This is a genomic window from Hydrocoleum sp. CS-953, assembly GCF_002260545.1.
GTDB lineage: Bacteria > Cyanobacteriota > Cyanobacteriia > Cyanobacteriales > Microcoleaceae > Trichodesmium.
Window position 1 is genome coordinate 1 of sequence record NZ_LGSU01001485.1, and the last position, 18,704, is coordinate 18,704.

Genomic DNA, 18,704 nt, shown 5'->3' on the forward strand with positions numbered 1-18,704 from the left:
ATGGTATTTGCCTCAGTCCTGATAAATTAATTAAAGTTCCAGAATGCTCAAGTCTCCTTAATTTTGAGACTTAAAGACTAGGAGACAGACATTCGACTACATTTTGATACGGTTTTCTTAATTCGATAATTCGGGTCTAACCAACAAAGGGGTAAGTTTTCCCCTGAAGGAAACATTAAATCAGCTTTTGGATAAATTGTTGGATCTTGCATTTCTTCACCCGAATGAGACTGACCCATCACTTCACCTAAACAGGGATCATAAACATCTTCAATTCGGATCACTTCGATTAAATCATCAGTCTGTTTATGTTTTAAAAACATACTTTTACCTCCCTATGCCTAATTTTTGGCTGGAATTGGATTGTAATCTTATGAAAGTTGAAGAGTAGACCTTTCCACAATCTTTACATTTTTTCAAAAAAGTTTTATCTTATTAAAAGTAAAATCCACAGCACAAAAAATTGTATCAAAGACTACCCTATTTAATTAATATTGTGTCATAAATAATCTCTGGAAAAGCTTAAATCAATCTTAAGAAATTCCAGAGACTTTTTAGATGTGATAAATATGTCACTTCTACATTACCTCTAAGTGGTGTTTAATAATTAATAATTAACAATTAATAATTAATTATTACCTCTTCTTATAAAGAAGAGGATTGGCTAAAAAGAATTTTTTTTCTTCTCTGCCATCCCATCCTAATTTACCGAGCATTCCGTTAGGAAATCGCCCCTAATATAATATGGTAGTTGTGCATTAGTCCCGTTTAAGATAGAAAAAAAACTATCACATTTACCAATGGATAATTGATAATTTAGATAGAGTTTTAATTATCCATTATTAATTATCCATTATCAATTAACTCAAGAGCGATCGGTTAAGATTTCATAACCAGTATCTGTAACCAATACTGTATGCTCAAACTGAGCAGAAAGAGAATTATCAATAGTAACAGCAGTCCACCTATCAGCCAAAATCTTGGTAAACCTCGAACCAGCATTAACAATAGGTTCAATAGCTAAAGTCATACCCGCTCGGAGCTTAACATTAGGCAAATTCTTAGTCCGAAAATTAAATACCGCAGGTTCTTCATGTAAATTTCTCCCCACACCATGACCAGTAAATTCTTCAACCACGCAAAAATTATTTGCTTCTATATGATATTGAATAGCTCCTGCAATATCTAGTAGATAAGCACCAGCTTTTACTTGTTCAATACCCTTATACATTGCTTCCTCTGCAACGCGAATTAATTTAGCAGCTTCTGGAGCAACTTCAACTACCCCAATAGTAATACAAGAGTCACCATGAAATTCTTGATAATAAGCACCTGTATCTACTTTTAAAACATCACCGACTCGAATAACTTTTTTCTTATTAGGAATACCATGTACAACTTCGTTATTTATACAAGCACAAATAGAAGCCGGAAAACCATGATAACCTTTAAAACTTGGTATTGCTCCCATTTCCCGAATGCGTTTTTCAGCATAAGCATCTAGGTCAGCAGTAGTCATTCCTGGTTTAACAATTTGAGAAATTTCTTTAAGTACCGTTGCTACAATTTTACATGATTGTCGCATTATTTCTATTTCTCGTTCAGATTTAATTTCTATGCCACGACGTTGTTTTTTCTTAACTGGACGTGGTTTTGGTTTTGCTGGAGCTGTAAGTAGATTACTAAAAATTTTCATTTTTTTTGGTACAAGTTGTTAAATATTATGGTGTCTGAAAATTGAGGTATTTAGGAAAGTTTTCTACTTTGAATTAATTAAATTAATTGGTAGATTTTTAATATCATATATTGACGAAGCAATAAGGTCAAGAGCCTTTCCTTTTAAAGGGTATGAAAAAAAATTGATTCAGTATTTGAAATTGCTATAACTGATAATTTATTCTGGTTCTGGCTCGGTTATATTAGCTTTTGAGTCTGTATTTTGCTTAGGTTTATTTTTACTAAATACACCACTCATAACGATACCTGTTATTAACATCCAGATTAAACCGATACCATTTAATAACACATAAAAAGGTTTAATTTCGTCGCCAAGATATCCAGCTTCGTGAATTACTAATAAAATATGTGCTTGCTCTTTGGATAACCCAAACCAATTTCTACTCAGTCGGAAAGCTACTCCTGTAATTACAGTCACAAATAGTGGTAAGAAAACTATTGGCGCGACTATTCTATGCAGTTGACGAAATTTTTGTTTAATCATCTCTATTAAATTAAGTATCTATATTTTTAATTAGGCATTAGTTTACCAAATAATTAATAATTAAATCATTCAGGTTATACCAATTCCCATGCATTAAAGCTATACTTGAGTGACACTTCAGTTATCAAGTAATTAACACAAATAAAATAAATTATTCCCTAATTATTATCCAGTTAATGTTCATTATTCTTCTGTGTACGGACGCCCTTATGCAACGTCCCTCCTCCACCCAATCAAATATAGCAAGATTTTTGAGAAATTGTATTAAACGCCTCCCCTTTCAAGGAAAAAAAAGAAATACTATTTCCTTGTATTCAATCATCTCAGTTTTAATCAGAGGTAATTATTCATTCATTAATGGATAATGAATATCATTCTAGCTATCGGTTAACATATACCTATTAATTTAACTTCCTAATAAATTCTAGAGGTAAACCATCACTGTCTGCAATAAACGCAACTTCATAAACATTATTTCCAATCATTTGTTGAGTAGGTTCTAACAGAATTTTTAATGGTTGAAACATTTCAGGTTGCTCTATGATTGCTGAATCAAATTGTTGTTTTAAAGAATTTAACCAACTAGGTAAATCTGCAACATTTTCAGTCAAATCAAATGATAAATGATAATATCCAACATAATTTTCATCCCCAAAAGCATCAGGAGCAGGCTTAGGTTTAGGAATTTCAATTAGTTCAACTCTACCATTTAATCCTTCCATCCAACAGGCTAAAGTATAGCCTGTAGTAAAACGTTCACAAACTATAAAACCTAATTTTTCATAGAAAGCGATCGCTCGATGAATATTAGCAGTCCGAATCGAAACATGGTGCATTTATTCTAATATTTTCAACTTTACTTTCAAGATTAATTCTCTACCTTTAAGGTTTAAAATTCATTAACTAATAATAGATAATTATTTCTGACTTTAGTATCAAGTTCCTTGGATAGGATTTTAATTATCAATTATGAGGAAAGGCTTTAAACCTTTGGAGATTAATTATCAATTATCCATTATCAATTATCCATTATTAAAGTTACTCAAACAATCGAAAATAGGGATACCTAATAGGTACTCCTTCCTCTTTGTCCAATTGAAAATTAATTACTTCCCAGCAAGGTTCATCCTTTGGGTGAGGACTAAATTCTACAGGTAAACCATAAAGTTTTCCTGAAGAGCCAGAATTACTACGCCAAGAGCTACTACGTTCCAAACAAGCACTAATTAACTCTCGATATCTTTGAGCAATAATTACACGAGTTGCCCGATACCCTTGAGTATAAAGTCGGTCTAGAGCTTCATGGATTTCAAACCTAATACCATCGGGATGAGTATGTTGTCTATACCACTCGTCCTTCCAGAAACGCCAGTGACGGCCAGAGTGAAGATGAAACAATTCACCAGTATTTGGGTCAGCTTCAAAGGCCCCATGACGAGGACATAAATAAGTATCTGTTAGGGTGAGAGCTGGTATGGTCTGACGACAGTGAGGACACTGAATCTCTGGACCAAAGATGGGATAATGGAGAGTGGGGTCAATAGAAAATTGGGTCATTTCAGTTATCAGTTATCAGTTATCAGTTATAGCAGTCACCAAGGCAGTTAAGACATTCTCACGCCTCTCATATATAGTCACACTAAGAATGTAGGGGCGAATAGCCACTCGCGCCTACTGCTATAACTTAAATTATGAAGTAGGGAATTGATGATGATAAAATTACTTCTAGGCAAACATCAATAAATATTAACGAAGTAATGTCAAATCAGCCCTGTTTTTGGTCTCCTCCAGATTTATCGAAAGCTGCTTTTGTGGCAGATAACGCTACAGTTATGGGAATAGTAGAAATAGGCACAGGAGCTAGTATTTGGTATGGAACTGTAGTCCGGGGGGATGTGGAAAAAATTATTATTGGAGACCATACTAATGTCCAGGATGGGGCAGTGCTACATGGAGACCCTGGGTTGGAAACTGTTTTAGAGGATTATGTAACGGTTGGACATCAAGCTGTGATTCACTCGGCTTATATAGAAAGAGGTTGTTTAATTGGTATTGGGGCTGTAATTTTGAATGGTGTACGAGTAGGGGCGGGTAGTATGATTGGAGCTGGCTCTATTGTTACTAAGGATGTAGCGCCTTCCTCTCTGGTGGTGGGGGTACCTGCAAAAAAAGTTAGGGAGCTTTCGGAAGAAGAGGTTGCTGATTTAGTTGAACACGCCGAACGTTATGAAAAGTTAGCTTTGGTTCATGCTGGCAAAGGAACTGATATTGGGTTTATTCAATAATTAATAATTAACAATTAATAATTAATAATTACCTCTTCTTATAAATGAAGAGGATTGGCTAAAAGGAATTTTTTTTCTTCTTTCTCCATGAATGGAAAGGCTTGATACCTTAATTTTTGGGAAAGTAAAGTCAAAAGTCGGAATTCAAAAGTCAAAAGTTATATGAGAAAGCTTAACATAAAATTAAAATTACGATACAATTAGAAGATAAAGAAAATATATAACATCTATTAGGAGGAGAATAAATGGATTTTGACTTTCGCTTGTTAATCGTTCTATTACCTATACTTGCTGCTGCTGGTTGGGCTGTATTTAATATTGGTGTTGTAGCTCTCCAACAACTGCAAAAGTTCTTAAACAAAGAAGCCTAAAACAAGTATTACCTTTCTATTTAAGTGCCGACTGTTATCTAACTGGAAGAAACAGTCGGCATTTTATTGCTAAGTAAGCATTCAGTTTTTAGCTGTCAGCTCTCACCAAATAATGAATAATTCTTTCTAAGGTTAAAGGAGCATACTTTGGCAGTAATTTTTAATTCTTTCTCAATTTCTCAATTGCTTTTACCCATGGATAATTGATAATTGATAATTGATAATTGATAATTAATCAATTCGGTTTAAAGTCTCTCTTTTTAAGGAGAAAAAGTGGTCGTTTTGCTGGCGCATAACTCCGTTAACAATGTCTCGCCGACATGAAAAGCATTCCGCAGCAAATGGTTACTTTGCCAGATTCTCTGTTGAGAGAAAGAAACATTTTTATTATGGCTAATTAATCAGACTTGATATTAAAAGGCTATGGAGAATAACCTAGTTAATTTTATTTTAATTTAGGAGTATATTTATGACAGTAGAAGCTGCGGTAACTGAAACAGTTATTGAGCAAAACTTAGAACAATTTCTCTTAGTTCTTTCTGTTTCTTTAAGTGTCGCTACTCTCTCGCGGGTTTTTAGTTGGTTCCGCCGAATTCCTTTTACATTATTATTAGTAATTGTGGGATTAGTTCTGGCATTTATTGATATAAGATTAGTTAGTTTATCTCCTGAATTAATCCTGGAAATTTTCCTACCTCCTCTATTATTTGAAGCTGCTTGGAATTTAAACTGGCGAGACTTAAAACGAGACTTAGTTCCGGTAGGATTTTTTGCAATTTTCGGTGTAATTATCTCGGTGGTTGGTATTGCTTATGGTTTAAATTTTTTTACTGGCATTCCTTTAGCGATCGCCTTTTTAGTCGGAGCTAGTTTATCAGCAACAGATCCTATTTCTGTTGTTGCTTTATTAAAAGAATTAGGAGCAAGTAAACGGTTACGGACTCTGATGGAAGGAGAAAGTTTATTTAATGATGGGGTGGCAGTTGTTGCTTTTACATTATTAGTAGGAATTCCATTAGGAACAGTCGATAAATTTTCAATTTCAGAGTCTCTATTAAGTTTCTTTAGTTTTGTTGGTATTGGTATTGGAGTCGGTTGTTTAGTTGGTTTTGGCATTTCTTATCTTACCCAACGTTTTGATCTACCTTTAGTCGAACAGTCACTAACTCTTGTTTCTGCTTATGGAACTTATATAATTACGGAAAAATTTGGAGGTTCGGGAGTTATTGGGGTTGTCACTGTTGGTTTAATTTTGGGTAACTTTGGTTCCCGCATTGGGATGAACCCACGCACTCGGTTAATAGTTAGTGAATTTTGGGAGTTTGTGGCGTTTTTTGTTAATTCTATAGTGTTTTTGTTAATAGGAGACCAAATTCAATATACAATTTTGGCAGATAATATAGTATTGATATTAGTTGCTATTGGAGCAGTGGTTATTGCACGAGCAATTTCTGTTTATGGTTTAAGTGCTTTGAGTAATTTGGTAGCTAATTCAAATATTGATTTGAAAGAACAGACTTTGCTTTGGTGGGGTGGTTTACGAGGTTCAGTTTCTATTGCTTTGGTTTTGAGTGTACCTGTGGTTTTGCCAGGACGTGATGAAATTACGGCGGTTGTATTTGGGGTGGTATTGTTTACATTGTTGGTTCAAGGTTTAACCACTCAGTCAATGTTGGAAATATTAGGTTTAATTGGCGATCAACCTTTACGTCAGGAATATATGGAGGCGATCGCTCGTCGTGTGGCTTTAAACCGGGTACTTAATTATGTGTCTGAGTTGGTAAGGCGACAGGAAATTGATCCAGAGTATTATCGTTCTCAGGCAGAAATTTTGCAACGGGAGTTAAAGCAGTTGCAGGAAAAAATAGATGGGATGCAGGCGGAACATTCTCAGTTAGTGACGTTGGATATGGAGTTATTGCGGGAAGAGTTGGTAGATATTGAAGCGGAAACTTATGCTGAGTTTATTCGAGCGGGTAAGTTGAATCATAATGTGTCGCCACTTTTGGCAGAAGTGTTGGAAAAGTAAGTAGTACCGCGTCTAGACTAAAATTGTGGGAAGGAGGAGTCAGGAGTCAGGAGTCAGTAGGAAAGAAAGAAGAATAATAAAGAGTAGTAGAAGGAGAAAGTTTTTTGTTCCCCCTCTTATCCGAATGGGATATCATACCTTTATTCACCAACGCCGAAAAACCTAACCCCCTAACCCCCTTCCCTAGGAGGGAAGGGGTAGTTTTCCCACCTCTCATTGCAGGAGAGGGTTTGGGGGAGAGGTTTTCATTGACTCGCTCTTTACGCACATTTTCAAGCTAGACGTGCAAGTCCCATTAGGCTAATTAACTGGAGAGTACAAAGTTCTTCTAAAAAACGATTTACTTGTCTAACTGAAAGTATTATTNTTGCAGGAGAGGGTTTGGGGGAGAGGTTTTCATTGACTCGCTCTTTACGCACATTTTCAAGCTAGACGTGCAAGTCCCATTAGGCTAATTAACTGGAGAGTACAAAGTTCTTCTAAAAAACGATTTACTTGTCTAACTGAAAGTATTATTGGTAAAGACTTAGAGCATATATAATAGTGAATACAGGTTTCTAACTTTGGAACCGCTGATAGCCATTGCTAGCAATAGCTATTCTAGGAACTTTGCACTGTCTAGTAGCCTAATAAATAGTTGACTAAATCTAAGCTTGTAGAAAAAAGTTGACAGTAGCTATTTCGCCATTATTGATGTTCTATTTACTATTGTCCAATAGTTAAGGCAGAACTTTAAAATATCAAATCCTTTACAGGTAATAGTTTCAGCCTTTTTCTTTCAAACATCGATGTTTTATTTATCTATTGGACAATAGTTACAGCAGTTTCAGCGCATTATTGTTGTAGATATGCAGAGCAAGTGGGGCAGGTATATACTTTCATGCAACAAACCCCTGTAAATATATGTTTTTGCGGATAACTTAATTATGACACTATCNAACTTTAAAATATCAAATCCTTTACAGGTAATAGTTTCAGCCTTTTTCTTTCAAACATCGATGTTTTATTTATCTATTGGACAATAGTTACAGCAGTTTCAGCGCATTATTGTTGTAGATATGCAGAGCAAGTGGGGCAGGTATATACTTTCATGCAACAAACCCCTGTAAATATATGTTTTTGCGGATAACTTAATTATGACACTATCCTCTAGTCTTATTAATTCCTTAGAGACTTTTCTCCAACAACCTAACATAGAAACTTCTCCTGCTTGGGAATTCATTCACGGACAAGCAAAACAAAAAGCCATGCCAACTCTGTTTCACTCCCGCCCCCAGCGCAACCTTGTCAACGCTATCAACAATAAAACCCAAGCATACGAAGCTATTCAAGAACTCCGATGTATTATTCCCCCCTTATTTGTCGTACCAGACATTGTAGTTGTTAAAAGCGATCGCCTCCTGGATGAAGATGGCCCACTGCAAGGTTCGCCAGATTGGTTAATAGAAATTCGTTCCCCAGATCAAAGCACATTAGACTTACAGAACAAAATTCTGCATTGTTTGAGCAACGGAACTCAGCTTGCTTGGTTAATTGACATTCAGCGACAGCGAGTCTGGGTATGGGAGAATCAGGAATTACCACTGGTATTAGCTGGAGCTGAGATACTTCCTACTCTTGATGGTATTTCAGATTTTACAGTAGAAGAGATAATAGCAATGACTCTAAAGCGATCGATGCGCTCATAAATTCTGCTACATATTAGAGCGATGAGTAGTAACCGAACGGTGACTAAAAACAATAAACGACAAAATCAGGACTTACGCAAACAAACCAAGAAACCGGGTTTATTGCTTGATTATTTCTCAAACAACAAAGCTTCGTTGNGGTATTTCAGATTTTACAGTAGAAGAGATAATAGCAATGACTCTAAAGCGATCGATGCGCTCATAAATTCTGCTACATATTAGAGCGATGAGTAGTAACCGAACGGTGACTAAAAACAATAAACGACAAAATCAGGACTTACGCAAACAAACCAAGAAACCGGGTTTATTGCTTGATTATTTCTCAAACAACAAAGCTTCGTTGAAAAACCCGGTTTATCCGTAAGTCCTAAAAATAATAAGTGATGAAATTTCTATGAAAACAGAATCATTTTCCGACTTGAAAAAACTTTCTCCCCAATTACCAGAAAAAATACCTTACCTAAAAATGTTGGTATTATTTGGCTCTCGCGCTAGAGGAGATACTCATGCCAAAAGTGACTGGGATTTTGCTGCACTATATGATGAAGAAATTCGCAAAAAAATGATGGGAGATAATGCTTTTGCTTGGTTTGAAGTTCCGCAAAAGTTAGGAGATTTTTTTAACCTTAATAGCGATAATATAGATGTCGTAGAATTGAGAAACTATTCATCAACAATTTCTCATTTTGTTGCCCGTGATGGAAAATTATTATATGAAGATAAACCAGGACTTTTTAAGGATTTTCGGAAACAAGCTTTAAAAAGCGATTTAGAACTTCAAGAAATTCGTAAAGCACTACGAGCAAAAGTTGAAGCAAATTTGCAAAGGTGGGGAGTATGACAGAAATTGAACCAATTAGGATTTTTACTAAACTTGATTTGATGACAAGTCATTTGGAAAGACTCAAGCGGTTTTAATCAATACCTTTGACAGAATATTTAGATGATTTTGATAAACAATTAGTAGTAGAAAGATTGTTGCAGCTAATTTTTCAAGGGGCAATCGACATTAATAGATATTTACTGAAAGAATTAGGAGTAGACCAAGCAAGATATACTAATTTTGAGATTTTTATCGAGATGGGAAAATGTGGGATTATTTCTCCATAATTATCAAGCAGCTTGGCAAAGTCAGGTAGCTTAAGAAATAGATTAGTTCATATTTACGACGAAATAGACCCAGTAGTAGTGCATGGAGCAATTGATATGACATTACAGTATTATCCAATTTATCAAAGGAAAATTACAAATTATATAGATTCACTAGAGGTAGATAATGCCTAGAAAAAAGAAAAAATCTGATGATGACTTTGAACAACTATCCTTATTCGATATGACAGAAAATCAGGAAAATATTAATCCTGAAGCTATTGATGATTCTGATGATGATTGGTTAGAAGATGAAGAGTTAGGTCTGAGTTTTGAACAGACTAATCGCGACATCGAAGCTACTCACAAAGAATTACTAACACTCCAACTTTTACGAGAGGTAATAATTAGTGAAAATAAAGATGATTTAGTAATCAGAGAATTTGCCGAATATGTATTACCTAATCTGCTCAAATTTGCCATTGGCGTTACTGCGAAAGGAGGGAAATTTTTTGATAGAATCGACTCTCGACGAGAAGCGGAAGGCAAAGCAAAAGTTAAACGCAACAATGCTGCCGATCAATCTTTAAATACTCACATATTAAATGGATTATTTCCGGCAAATTTAATTGCTAAAAGATTGGAAGAATTAGATACGACGGTTAAACGAGAAATGGCGCGGGATAAAGAAATTAAACGCCGGATTTTAATCGCTGGTTTTCTTCTCCACGACTTTGAGAAATTTAAGTATAATTTATTGCCAGGAATGCCACAAAAATATGTAGATATAGACAAAAATCCTGACCAAGATATTCGTAAACTTTCTATCGCAGAACACAAAGAAATTTTTCGGGTAATAGTGCCATTGTTGGGTTTAGATAAATTGATTAATCCCGAAAAACCAGATGGGTGGATTGAATATTTAGAAGATTTATTATTTATTGCCTACAATACTCAAAAACGTAACGATACTAATTTGAATTTATCTGAAAGTGGCTTAAATCCAAAACTGCGCGATCGCTCTCTTATATGTCTATCAAATCTAACTCTTTTAGCGGACTTATTATCATCTATTATTAAGCATCCCCAAGATGCAGAAAATTCTAGCCTCCATAATATTATTCATCAACTTAGTGATGGAAAGTTAGAACTTTCTTATCACAGCATCGCCGAAAATAGGGGCGTACTAACCAATATAGTTAATAACGCGGTAATGGCAGCCTATAAAAATCTTAATACTGAGGAAGAAATCTATTATCAGCCATTACTTTATTTACCCACGGGAGTTATTTACCTAATACAAAAAAATTCTCCACCTATTTCAGAAGAAGATTTACCGGAACTGGTTGTTAGTAAAATCAAAGAACTTTGCGCCAAGCAACTCCGACTCCGACAAACTGGATTTGGCAGAGATGGTAAAGGCATGAAATATGCTGAATATTACGACCTATTTTTTGACACGGTTGGTTTAATGGAAGTTGCCCTCGAAGCAACTTTAATAATTTTACATTCTGGCAAAAAATCTGTAGCTAAAAGTCGCAGCGATAATTTAGTAAAATTTCAGCAACAGCAAGTTTTATCCGCAGATTATAATTTTCGGTTTGACGACGATCTGAGAATTGACCATATTGCCGAATTTGGAGATGTGCTAACTCGGAATATTTGGGGAGAAGTTGTTAATAATATAGATAAGGCAAGGAAGCAAAATAAAGATTTACCAGAATTACCAGCTAACCTAGAAACAAAAAACTTAGTACATATAATTGCCGAATACTGGGAATTATCGGCATACATTCCCCAAATTCGGGAAATCCAAAAAATCAACGAAAGTCTCAAAGCGCANAATTTGGAGATGTGCTAACTCGGAATATTTGGGGAGAAGTTGTTAATAATATAGATAAGGCAAGGAAGCAAAATAAAGATTTACCAGAATTACCAGCTAACCTAGAAACAAAAAACTTAGTACATATAATTGCCGAATACTGGGAATTATCGGCATACATTCCCCAAATTCGGGAAATCCAAAAAATCAACGAAAGTCTCAAAGCGCAAAAATTGAAAGGCAATACTGGAGGAGTACCTTACGACTGGTATTTTTTAGCAGCTAAATATTTAGAAAGTAATCCTGGAATTGAGGATGTAAAAGAAATTTGTCAGAAAACTATTTCTCATATTTCCCAACTCATTAAACCCATACTAGAACAATATAAATTTGCCGATGGTTGGGATGACTTACGAGAATGGGTGAAGCAAGTCGTCATGTTACCTGGAAAAACAGAAATAACCAAAACATCAGCAGAAGTATTTTTGGATGAATTGTCAAATTATCAGTTAGCAAAGAAACCGGGAAGAGGGCGAAAATTAATCTGTTCAATTTCCCATTCTCCCTACTCAGTTACCGAACAAATGGAATCTGCCGTTTTGTTCACCCCCCAGGTTTATACAAACAAACAAATGTTAGGAGGTTCAAATGCTAAACGGAACATTTCTAGCATTGCCGGAATAGAAATGATGTTGCGTCAAATATTGATGAATCAAACTCAAGCGACGGGGAAAAAATTCGAGGATAGCAAGTATCGATATCTATATTTTTACCCTACCTATTACTGCACCCCCGAAACAAATAAATTTCTCCAAAAAGCTTATAACGACATTGCCCAAACTAGGTTTGATACTAGCATCAGAAATCATTTTATCGACCGAGATTTTCAGGCAAACTTTACTAGAGAAAAATATCAAAGTGTTGATACTTTCCTAATANCCGAAACAAATAAATTTCTCCAAAAAGCTTATAACGACATTGCCCAAACTAGGTTTGATACTAGCATCAGAAATCATTTTATCGACCGAGATTTTCAGGCAAACTTTACTAGAGAAAAATATCAAAGTGTTGATACTTTCCTAATAGATGAAAATCTTGAACCGGAAAAAGACCGCACCTTTAAACTTTCTTACCCAGAAGACCAACCTTTGACATTTTATTTCATGGCAATGCCACCCGGTAAAGGTGACACCGATACCGAGTCTTGGGTAATGCCAAGTTGGTTAGCATTTGCCTTTCCGATAATATTGGATGTCAAAACCGTCGTGTCTGAGTCACCTATCCCACCTTTTAATGATGGGAGTGAATTTGAGGAGACCGTATTGCTGGATACCGCACCCCAGGCGTTTCGATCGTTGGTTAGAGGCGATCGCTTCCGACTGGACTATATTTTGGAAGGTTGGCAGGAAAATGGGAAGGAATATCCTGCTCCCCTAAATGTTTTGACTGCTGCTTATGCCATCCATTTAGATGTAAATGCCAAAGTTGGAAAAGGTGGTTACGATGCCAACTGGGGAAAATTAACCGAACTTGCCAAAGATTTTGAAACCAGTCCGCTTTATGTTTTTTCCTACTTAAATAAATGGGTAAGAAATCAAAAAGTGGAAACTGTCAGGATTGAAAAAATTAAGCTTTATGCTTATTATTTTTATCCTTGTTTTGACCCAAAGGTTAGATATAACCAAGAAGAGGATAAATTAGAAATTATGGGAAAAGAATCAAGCTTGAATCATCCACAAAAGCTGACCGAATTATATCGGGAATTTTATCGCGCAAATAAAAAGTATAATCCCACGACTAATTCTGTTTTGAAACCTATTGATATTGCTAAAGATGTGATTCTTAATAACGACCCAAGTTTTCAGAATGAAACTTTAGTTAATAATGTAGCTGCAAAGGTTTATAAATTAATGGATAAGATTCATGCTTCTACTGCCGAAGGTCGTTGGGTATTGAGTAATAGGGAGGAAGAAAGAAAGGCAGTTTGGAAATTTGCCAATTATTTTGTAAAGGATGTTTTTTATGAAACTTTTGGAGGAGATCGTGCCCGTCTTGCCGGAAGACAAATTAATCTAATTCGTGATACTTGCGAGTTTCTTTATCGTCTGGAAAATGACAAAGAAAATCGAGAAATACCAAAGTAAGTAAATGATAAATTTGCCCCTAACCTTAGATATAACCAAGAAAAGGAGAAATTAGAAATTATGACAGAAGAATCAAATTTGAATCCTCCTCAAAAACTGACAGAATTATATCGGGAATTTTATCGGGCAAATAAAAAATATAATCCCAAGACTAATGCTGTGTTGAAACCTATAGATGTTGCCTCAAAAACTATTTTAGAAGCTGACCGTAGTTTTGCAGGGGAAAATTTAATTAATGTTGTAGCTGCCGAAGTTTCTAAATTAATGGATCGGGTTCATGCTTCTACTGCCGAAGATCGTTGGATATTCAAAAAAAGGGAGGAAGAAAGAGAGGCAATTTTGAAATTTGCCAGTTATTTTGTCAAAGACGTTTTTTATGAAACTTTTGCAGGCGATCGTGCCTGTATAGAAGGTCAGAAAATGAATTTAATTAAGGATACTTGTGAGTTGATCTATCGTTTGGAATATACTTATTATTTTTGTCCTTGTTTTGACCCTAATGTTAAATGTTAAATACAAGCAACAAAAGGAGAAATTAGAAATTATGACAGAAGAATCAAGTTTGAATCATCCACAAAAACTGACAGAATTATATCGAAAATTCTATCGTGCAAATAAAAAGTATAATCCCAAGACTAATGCTGTGTTGAAACCTATTGATATTGCCTCGAAAACTATTTTAGAAGCTGACCCCAGTTTTGCAGGTGAAACTTTAGTATATGTAGTAGCTGCTGAAGTTTCTAAATTAATGGATCGGGTTCATGCTTCTACTGCCGAAGGTCGTTGGATATTCAAAAAAAGGGAGGAAGAAAGAGAGGCAATTTTGAAATTTGCTGAATATTTTGTACAGGATGTTTTTTATGAAACTTTTGCAGGCGATCGTGCCCGTCTTGCCGGAAGACAAATTAATTTAATTCGCGATACCTGCGAGTTTCTTTATCGTCTGGAAAATGACAAAGACAATAAAGAAAATCCTAACCAAGTAGATGATGAAAGTGAGTAATTTTTATTGTTTGGTTTTGCACCTAAACCCGACCTATTATAATTGTCATTTGGAGAGATAAATATTCATAATTAATCTATCAAATTCAGTGAAAATGTAGGTTGGGTTGAGGTATAGAAACCCAACATAATCTTTCCCAACTAATAAAAAAACTGTAGGGGTTTGGTCTTCAAACCAAAGCGTAAATGGGATTTATAAACCAAACCCCTACGATAAAATTTTCAAACCTATTTAGGATTGCTATAAGCAATTTATCAACTCAAAAGGAGGAAATTAATCATGGAAACTGTGAAGTTAACAACTCGCGTAGATAGGGAGGGAAATTTGACAATACAACTTCCCAAAGATTTAGCAGATAGAGAATTAGAAATAATTTTAGTTGATCAACAGAATAAATTAGAAAAGTCTGCTAAAATCCCTGAAGAATTAGGTTGGCTTCCAGGTTTTTTTGAAAAAACTGCTGGTTGTTTAGCTAATGAAAATTTAGTCAGATATCCACAAGGTGAATATGAAAATAGGGAACCAATTGAAAAAGAGTCATTGCCTTAGGGTAGCTTTGCGATAGAAAGGAGGAAATAATAACATTTAATTTCTCAAATTCAGTATTAATACCCCCGAAGCAATCTCATCAATTTCCAATTTTTTCATTCCTAATAAACTTTCAATAGGAGACAAAAAAAATGAATTTCCTCAAATCTTTTGACTCGAAATTTTTCCTTTCTTCGACCCAAACTACTATAACTACAATAAATCTTTGAATGTTGGGTTTCGGTTCCTCAACCCAACCTACAATAACTGTCATTCGGAGGGAAAAATCTTAGCAGTCAACCTCTAAAATTCAGTATTAATACCCCGAAGTAATCTCATCAATTTCCAAAATTTCCAATTTTTTCATTGAATAATTGTCATTGCGATGGGAAATATTAACAGTTAATCTCTCAAATTCACTATTAATACCCCGAAGCAATCTCATCAATTTCCAATTTTTTTCATCCCCAATAAACTTTCAATAGGAGACAAAAAACAATGACTTTTCTTAAATCCCTTGATTNGTCATTGCGATGGGAAATATTAACAGTTAATCTCTCAAATTCACTATTAATACCCCGAAGCAATCTCATCAATTTCCAATTTTTTTCATCCCCAATAAACTTTCAATAGGAGACAAAAAACAATGACTTTTCTTAAATCCCTTGATTCTAAATTTTTCCTCGACAAAATCCCCTACAAACCAATGGGAAAATACGTTCACTTCCTGACAATTCGCATTACCGAATCTTACCCTTTATTTCAAACAGATGGAGAATTAAATAAAGCACGAGTAAGGGCAGGAATTAATAACAAAAATCCTATCAGTCGCTTGAGTATGTTTAAGAGAAAACAATCTACTCCAGAACGTTTAATAGGTCGAGAATTACTCCGCAATTATGGTTTTATGAAAGCTGAAGATTGCGAATATAACGTTAAATTTGCCATGGATAATCCTGATTGTATTATTTATGGTTTTGCCATAGGTGACTCTGGTTCAGAAAAGTCAAANTCCTGACAATTCGCATTACCGAATCTTACCCTTTATTTCAAACAGATGGAGAATTAAATAAAGCACGAGTAAGGGCAGGAATTAATAACAAAAATCCTAGCAGTCGCTTGAGTATGTTTAAGAGAAAACAATCTACTCCAGAACGTTTAATAGGTCGAGAATTACTCCGCAATTATGGTTTTATGAAAGCTGAAGATTGCGAATATAACGTTAAATTTGCCATGGATAATCCTGATTGTATTATTTATGGTTTTGCCATAGGTGACTCTGGTTCAGAAAAGTCAAAAGTTGTGGTAGATACTGCCTTTTCTATTACTGCTTTTGATGAATCTCACGAAACTTTTACTCTCAATGCTCCTTATGAAAATGGAACTATGACATCTAAGGGTGAAAATAATTCTAAACCAGGAGAAGTTACGAGTCGAATTAATCAGCAAGACCATATCAAACCCCAGGTTTTTTTCCCTAGTATTGTTACTTTAAAAGACCCCACTGAAGCAAATTTTTTGTATGTCTTTAATAACATTCTCCGCACTCGTCATTATGGAGCGCAAACCACCCGCACGGGAAGGGTAAGAAATGAATTAATAGGAGTAATTTTTGCCGATGGAGAAATTGTAAGTAATTTACGTTGGACTCAGGCAATTTATGACATTTTGCAAGCTGAGGAAAAGTTGAATATTCGCGACCCATTAGATGAGGATGATGTGGTTAATTCTGCTGAAAAAGCAATGGAAAATTTAATGGCAGAGGAATTTATTGTGCATAGTGATTTTGTTGGGGAAAAATTTGCTGATTTATTGCAAGAAGTTAAGTCAGTTATTGGTAATGAAGAGGGATTAAGACAGATGTTGAAAAAAGCGGATAATGAAGCTAAAGAATATGCAAAATTACATATAAAAGGAAAGGCAGAAGACAAGGGTAAAGCTAAGACAAATTCTAGTAAAAAATAAAATTTATAGAAATCGAAGTAAAGATTAGTAAGGTGCATCTCAATTTTGAATAAAGCCAAAAATTTATCGCTTTTCGGGAAAAGGAAACAGGGAATATAAAAAAGTATTTTTGCCAATATGAGATGCGCCAAATTAGCATACTTTTTCCTTCTTCCTTTTTCCCTCTCAAAATTAGCAGGAATTACGGAAAATATGAAATTATTTACTACCTATAAGGGCGAATGCCATTTCCTAAGATTATAGTCTGTAAACGCCCCTACTATAGGTGCTTCTGCGTAAGTCCTGATTAGTATACTTTTTCCTTCTTCCCTCTTCCCTCTTCCTTTTTCCTTCTTCCCTCTTCCCTCTTCCTTCTTCCTTCTTCCTTCTTCCTTCTTACTTCTATGACCTTAATTTATCGCCTAGAAATAGAACTCCATGACAACCTATATTTTGCCACTCGCGAAATAGGTAGACTCTATGAAACTGAACCTATAATTCATAATTATGCTCTCTGTTATGCCTTGGGATTAATAGATAGTGAAACCTACTCAACTCGCGTTCCTGAAGAACATAGTTATAGCTATTTTTGTCCGGTACAAATGCCAAAATATGAACAACATTTAAACCCATTAAATCAACAGAAAATTTATGTAACTCCAGGGCGTTCCCTTTCCCATTCTACTACTCTCAATACTTGGAAATATGCTGATAACCGCTATCATGTTGAAATGCAAAAAACGCAGAAAAATATCCCTAGTTTTGGCAGAAATAAAGAAATAGCTCCAGAAAGCATTTTTGAATGTTTTCTTATTTCTGAAAAACCGCTAAAACTGGCAAAATGGATTCGTCTAGGAAAATGGATGAGTAAGGCAGAAGTTAAAGTTAGAGAAACTCTAGATGTAAAAGTTTCAACTGCTGAAAAAGAATTTACTTTTCCCTTCCCTTTAAATCCTTTGGATGTGATGTTTTTCCATCAAGTAATTAGTTATGATGTGGTAAATATGCCTCCTGTAAGTCTAATTAAAAATGTCAAACTCAAGGGGAAATATTACAGATTTAATAATATAGATATTCCTGCTCAGATGGAATATCGTTTTAGTGTTACTTAACACGTTAAAAATGTAGGTTGGGTTTCATCCTTGAACCCAACATCTAATTTAAGAAATATTATTGAATTATTGTCAGAAATTTCACACTTTTATTGGTGGGTTACGGCGGATAGATAAATTAATTTTCAACAACCTAAATTATCTCCGCCTAACCCACCCTACTGGACTGACACACCTTAAATGGTGCAATAGATGTAGCTTGGGTTGTTTGCGTTAGCATTGCGCAGCATGGAACTGTTTGCGGAGCATTTCCAACGGAAAAACCCAACAAAAATTTTGCTCCCCCTACTCCCTTACTCCCCTACTCCCTAATGCACTAAATTAGCTGTGTCAGTCTACTACTGGGTTGTTTCATCTTAAATGGTGCGTTAGATAGGGAGTGTGGTCCGGGTGGGAAGTGTGGTCCGGGTGGGGAGAAAAAGACACCTAGAAACAAAAATCTATTGCACAGTTTTAGCTGAAACAGTC

At 35.1% G+C, this 18,704-nt stretch carries 17 protein-coding genes and 4 pseudogenes; 16 read left to right on the plus strand and 5 right to left on the minus strand.

Going from position 1 to position 18,704, the window contains the following annotated elements; translation table 11 throughout:
- Positions 1–77: 77 nt before the first annotated feature.
- The 5 genes from AFK68_RS32820 to AFK68_RS32840 form a co-directional block, all read right to left on the minus strand.
- Entirely contained in the window at positions 78–323 is a 246-nt protein-coding gene (locus AFK68_RS32820; protein ID WP_094674377.1) for an acetyltransferase, read from the minus strand.
- Between the two features lie 542 nt (positions 324–865).
- A complete protein-coding gene (gene map, locus AFK68_RS32825; RefSeq protein WP_094678439.1) occupies positions 866–1,696 on the minus strand; it encodes a type I methionyl aminopeptidase in 831 nt (276 codons plus the stop codon).
- A 198-nt stretch (positions 1,697–1,894) separates the two neighbouring features.
- On the minus strand, positions 1,895–2,221 hold the full coding sequence (locus tag AFK68_RS32830) for a peptidase (RefSeq protein ID WP_094678441.1): 327 nt from the start codon (positions 2,219–2,221) through the stop codon (positions 1,895–1,897).
- 401 nt (positions 2,222–2,622) lie between these two features.
- Positions 2,623–3,057, minus strand: a complete 435-nt coding sequence (locus AFK68_RS32835) for a VOC family protein (protein WP_094678443.1) — start codon at positions 3,055–3,057, stop codon at positions 2,623–2,625.
- A 202-nt stretch (positions 3,058–3,259) separates the two neighbouring features.
- Positions 3,260–3,778, minus strand: coding sequence for a TIGR02652 family protein (locus AFK68_RS32840; protein ID WP_094678445.1), 519 nt, complete (start codon positions 3,776–3,778; stop codon positions 3,260–3,262).
- A gap of 200 nt (positions 3,779–3,978) precedes the next feature.
- On the opposite strand from AFK68_RS32840, the gene AFK68_RS32845 reads away from it, so the two are divergent.
- The 16 genes and pseudogenes from AFK68_RS32845 to cas5d all read left to right on the plus strand — a co-directional run bounded on the left by AFK68_RS32845 (position 3,979) and on the right by cas5d (position 18,236).
- Positions 3,979–4,506 carry a gamma carbonic anhydrase family protein gene (locus AFK68_RS32845; protein ID WP_094678447.1) on the plus strand — a complete coding sequence of 176 codons (528 nt, stop codon included), beginning with the start codon at positions 3,979–3,981 and terminating at the stop codon, positions 4,504–4,506.
- Positions 4,507–4,751: 245 nt separating this feature from the next.
- Positions 4,752–4,877, plus strand: coding sequence for a photosystem II protein Y (locus tag AFK68_RS32850; RefSeq protein ID WP_094678449.1), 126 nt, complete (start codon positions 4,752–4,754; stop codon positions 4,875–4,877).
- Between the two features lie 469 nt (positions 4,878–5,346).
- Positions 5,347–6,906: a sodium:proton antiporter gene (locus AFK68_RS32855; RefSeq protein WP_094678451.1), complete on the plus strand. Its 1,560-nt coding sequence runs from the start codon at positions 5,347–5,349 to the stop codon at positions 6,904–6,906.
- 1,136 nt (positions 6,907–8,042) lie between these two features.
- Positions 8,043–8,594, plus strand: a complete 552-nt coding sequence (locus AFK68_RS32860) for a Uma2 family endonuclease (RefSeq protein ID WP_094678453.1) — start codon at positions 8,043–8,045, stop codon at positions 8,592–8,594.
- 394 nt (positions 8,595–8,988) lie between these two features.
- On the plus strand, positions 8,989–9,435 hold the full coding sequence (locus AFK68_RS32865; protein WP_094678455.1) for a nucleotidyltransferase domain-containing protein: 447 nt from the start codon (positions 8,989–8,991) through the stop codon (positions 9,433–9,435).
- An 86-nt stretch (positions 9,436–9,521) separates the two neighbouring features.
- On the plus strand, positions 9,522–9,704 hold the full coding sequence (locus AFK68_RS32870; protein WP_094678457.1) for a HepT-like ribonuclease domain-containing protein: 183 nt from the start codon (positions 9,522–9,524) through the stop codon (positions 9,702–9,704).
- Positions 9,705–9,716: 12 nt separating this feature from the next.
- Positions 9,717–9,878, plus strand: a complete 162-nt coding sequence (locus tag AFK68_RS37720; RefSeq protein WP_168186754.1) for a hypothetical protein — start codon at positions 9,717–9,719, stop codon at positions 9,876–9,878.
- 49 nt (positions 9,879–9,927) lie between these two features.
- On the plus strand, positions 9,928–11,525 hold a 1,598-nt coding region (gene cas10d, locus AFK68_RS32875), incomplete at its 3' end, for a type I-D CRISPR-associated protein Cas10d/Csc3 (protein WP_246844610.1).
- Between the two features lies 1 nt (position 11,526).
- A pseudogene (gene cas10d / locus AFK68_RS43095) lies at positions 11,527–12,443 on the plus strand (type I-D CRISPR-associated protein Cas10d/Csc3); the annotation flags it as partial.
- A 1-nt stretch (position 12,444) separates the two neighbouring features.
- Positions 12,445–13,649, plus strand: a pseudogene (gene cas10d / locus AFK68_RS43100) (type I-D CRISPR-associated protein Cas10d/Csc3); the annotation flags it as partial.
- 39 nt (positions 13,650–13,688) lie between these two features.
- Positions 13,689–14,162: pseudogene (gene cas10d / locus AFK68_RS32885) on the plus strand (type I-D CRISPR-associated protein Cas10d/Csc3); the annotation flags it as partial.
- A 31-nt stretch (positions 14,163–14,193) separates the two neighbouring features.
- Positions 14,194–14,652: a type I-D CRISPR-associated protein Cas10d/Csc3 gene (gene cas10d / locus AFK68_RS32890; protein WP_246844609.1), complete on the plus strand. Its 459-nt coding sequence runs from the start codon at positions 14,194–14,196 to the stop codon at positions 14,650–14,652.
- A 279-nt stretch (positions 14,653–14,931) separates the two neighbouring features.
- Entirely contained in the window at positions 14,932–15,201 is a 270-nt protein-coding gene (locus AFK68_RS32895) for a hypothetical protein (protein ID WP_094678467.1), read from the plus strand.
- 685 nt (positions 15,202–15,886) lie between these two features.
- Positions 15,887–16,191: type I-D CRISPR-associated protein Cas7/Csc2 (gene cas7d, locus AFK68_RS32900; RefSeq protein WP_246844611.1), on the plus strand; the 305-nt coding region annotated here is incomplete at its 3' end.
- A gap of 1 nt (position 16,192) precedes the next feature.
- Positions 16,193–17,145 (plus strand): annotated as a pseudogene (cas7d, locus tag AFK68_RS32905) (type I-D CRISPR-associated protein Cas7/Csc2); the annotation flags it as partial.
- 383 nt (positions 17,146–17,528) lie between these two features.
- Positions 17,529–18,236 (plus strand): type I-D CRISPR-associated protein Cas5/Csc1, encoded by a 708-nt coding sequence (gene cas5d, locus AFK68_RS32910; RefSeq protein ID WP_094678471.1) that lies wholly within the window; start codon positions 17,529–17,531, stop codon positions 18,234–18,236.
- Positions 18,237–18,704: the final 468 nt, after the last annotated feature.

Bases quoted from the DNA above. Each gene is read 5' to 3' on its own strand.
- AFK68_RS32850 (WP_094678449.1), top strand. From the start codon at position 4,752: ATGGATTTTGACTTTCGCTTGTTAATCGTTCTATTACCTATACTTGCT.
- AFK68_RS32865 (WP_094678455.1), top strand. From the start codon at position 8,989: ATGAAAACAGAATCATTTTCCGACTTGAAAAAACTTTCTCCCCAATTA.
- AFK68_RS32860 (WP_094678453.1), top strand. From the start codon at position 8,043: ATGACACTATCCTCTAGTCTTATTAATTCCTTAGAGACTTTTCTCCAA.
- AFK68_RS32855 (WP_094678451.1), top strand. From the start codon at position 5,347: ATGACAGTAGAAGCTGCGGTAACTGAAACAGTTATTGAGCAAAACTTA.
- AFK68_RS32830 (WP_094678441.1), bottom strand. From the start codon at position 2,221: ATGATTAAACAAAAATTTCGTCAACTGCATAGAATAGTCGCGCCAATA.
- AFK68_RS32895 (WP_094678467.1), top strand. From the start codon at position 14,932: ATGGAAACTGTGAAGTTAACAACTCGCGTAGATAGGGAGGGAAATTTG.
- AFK68_RS32835 (WP_094678443.1), bottom strand. From the start codon at position 3,057: ATGCACCATGTTTCGATTCGGACTGCTAATATTCATCGAGCGATCGCT.
- cas5d (WP_094678471.1), top strand. From the start codon at position 17,529: ATGACCTTAATTTATCGCCTAGAAATAGAACTCCATGACAACCTATAT.
- AFK68_RS32840 (WP_094678445.1), bottom strand. From the start codon at position 3,778: ATGACCCAATTTTCTATTGACCCCACTCTCCATTATCCCATCTTTGGT.
- AFK68_RS32820 (WP_094674377.1), bottom strand. From the start codon at position 323: ATGTTTTTAAAACATAAACAGACTGATGATTTAATCGAAGTGATCCGA.
- cas10d (WP_246844609.1), top strand. From the start codon at position 14,194: ATGACAGAAGAATCAAGTTTGAATCATCCACAAAAACTGACAGAATTA.
- map (WP_094678439.1), bottom strand. From the start codon at position 1,696: ATGAAAATTTTTAGTAATCTACTTACAGCTCCAGCAAAACCAAAACCA.
- AFK68_RS32845 (WP_094678447.1), top strand. From the start codon at position 3,979: ATGTCAAATCAGCCCTGTTTTTGGTCTCCTCCAGATTTATCGAAAGCT.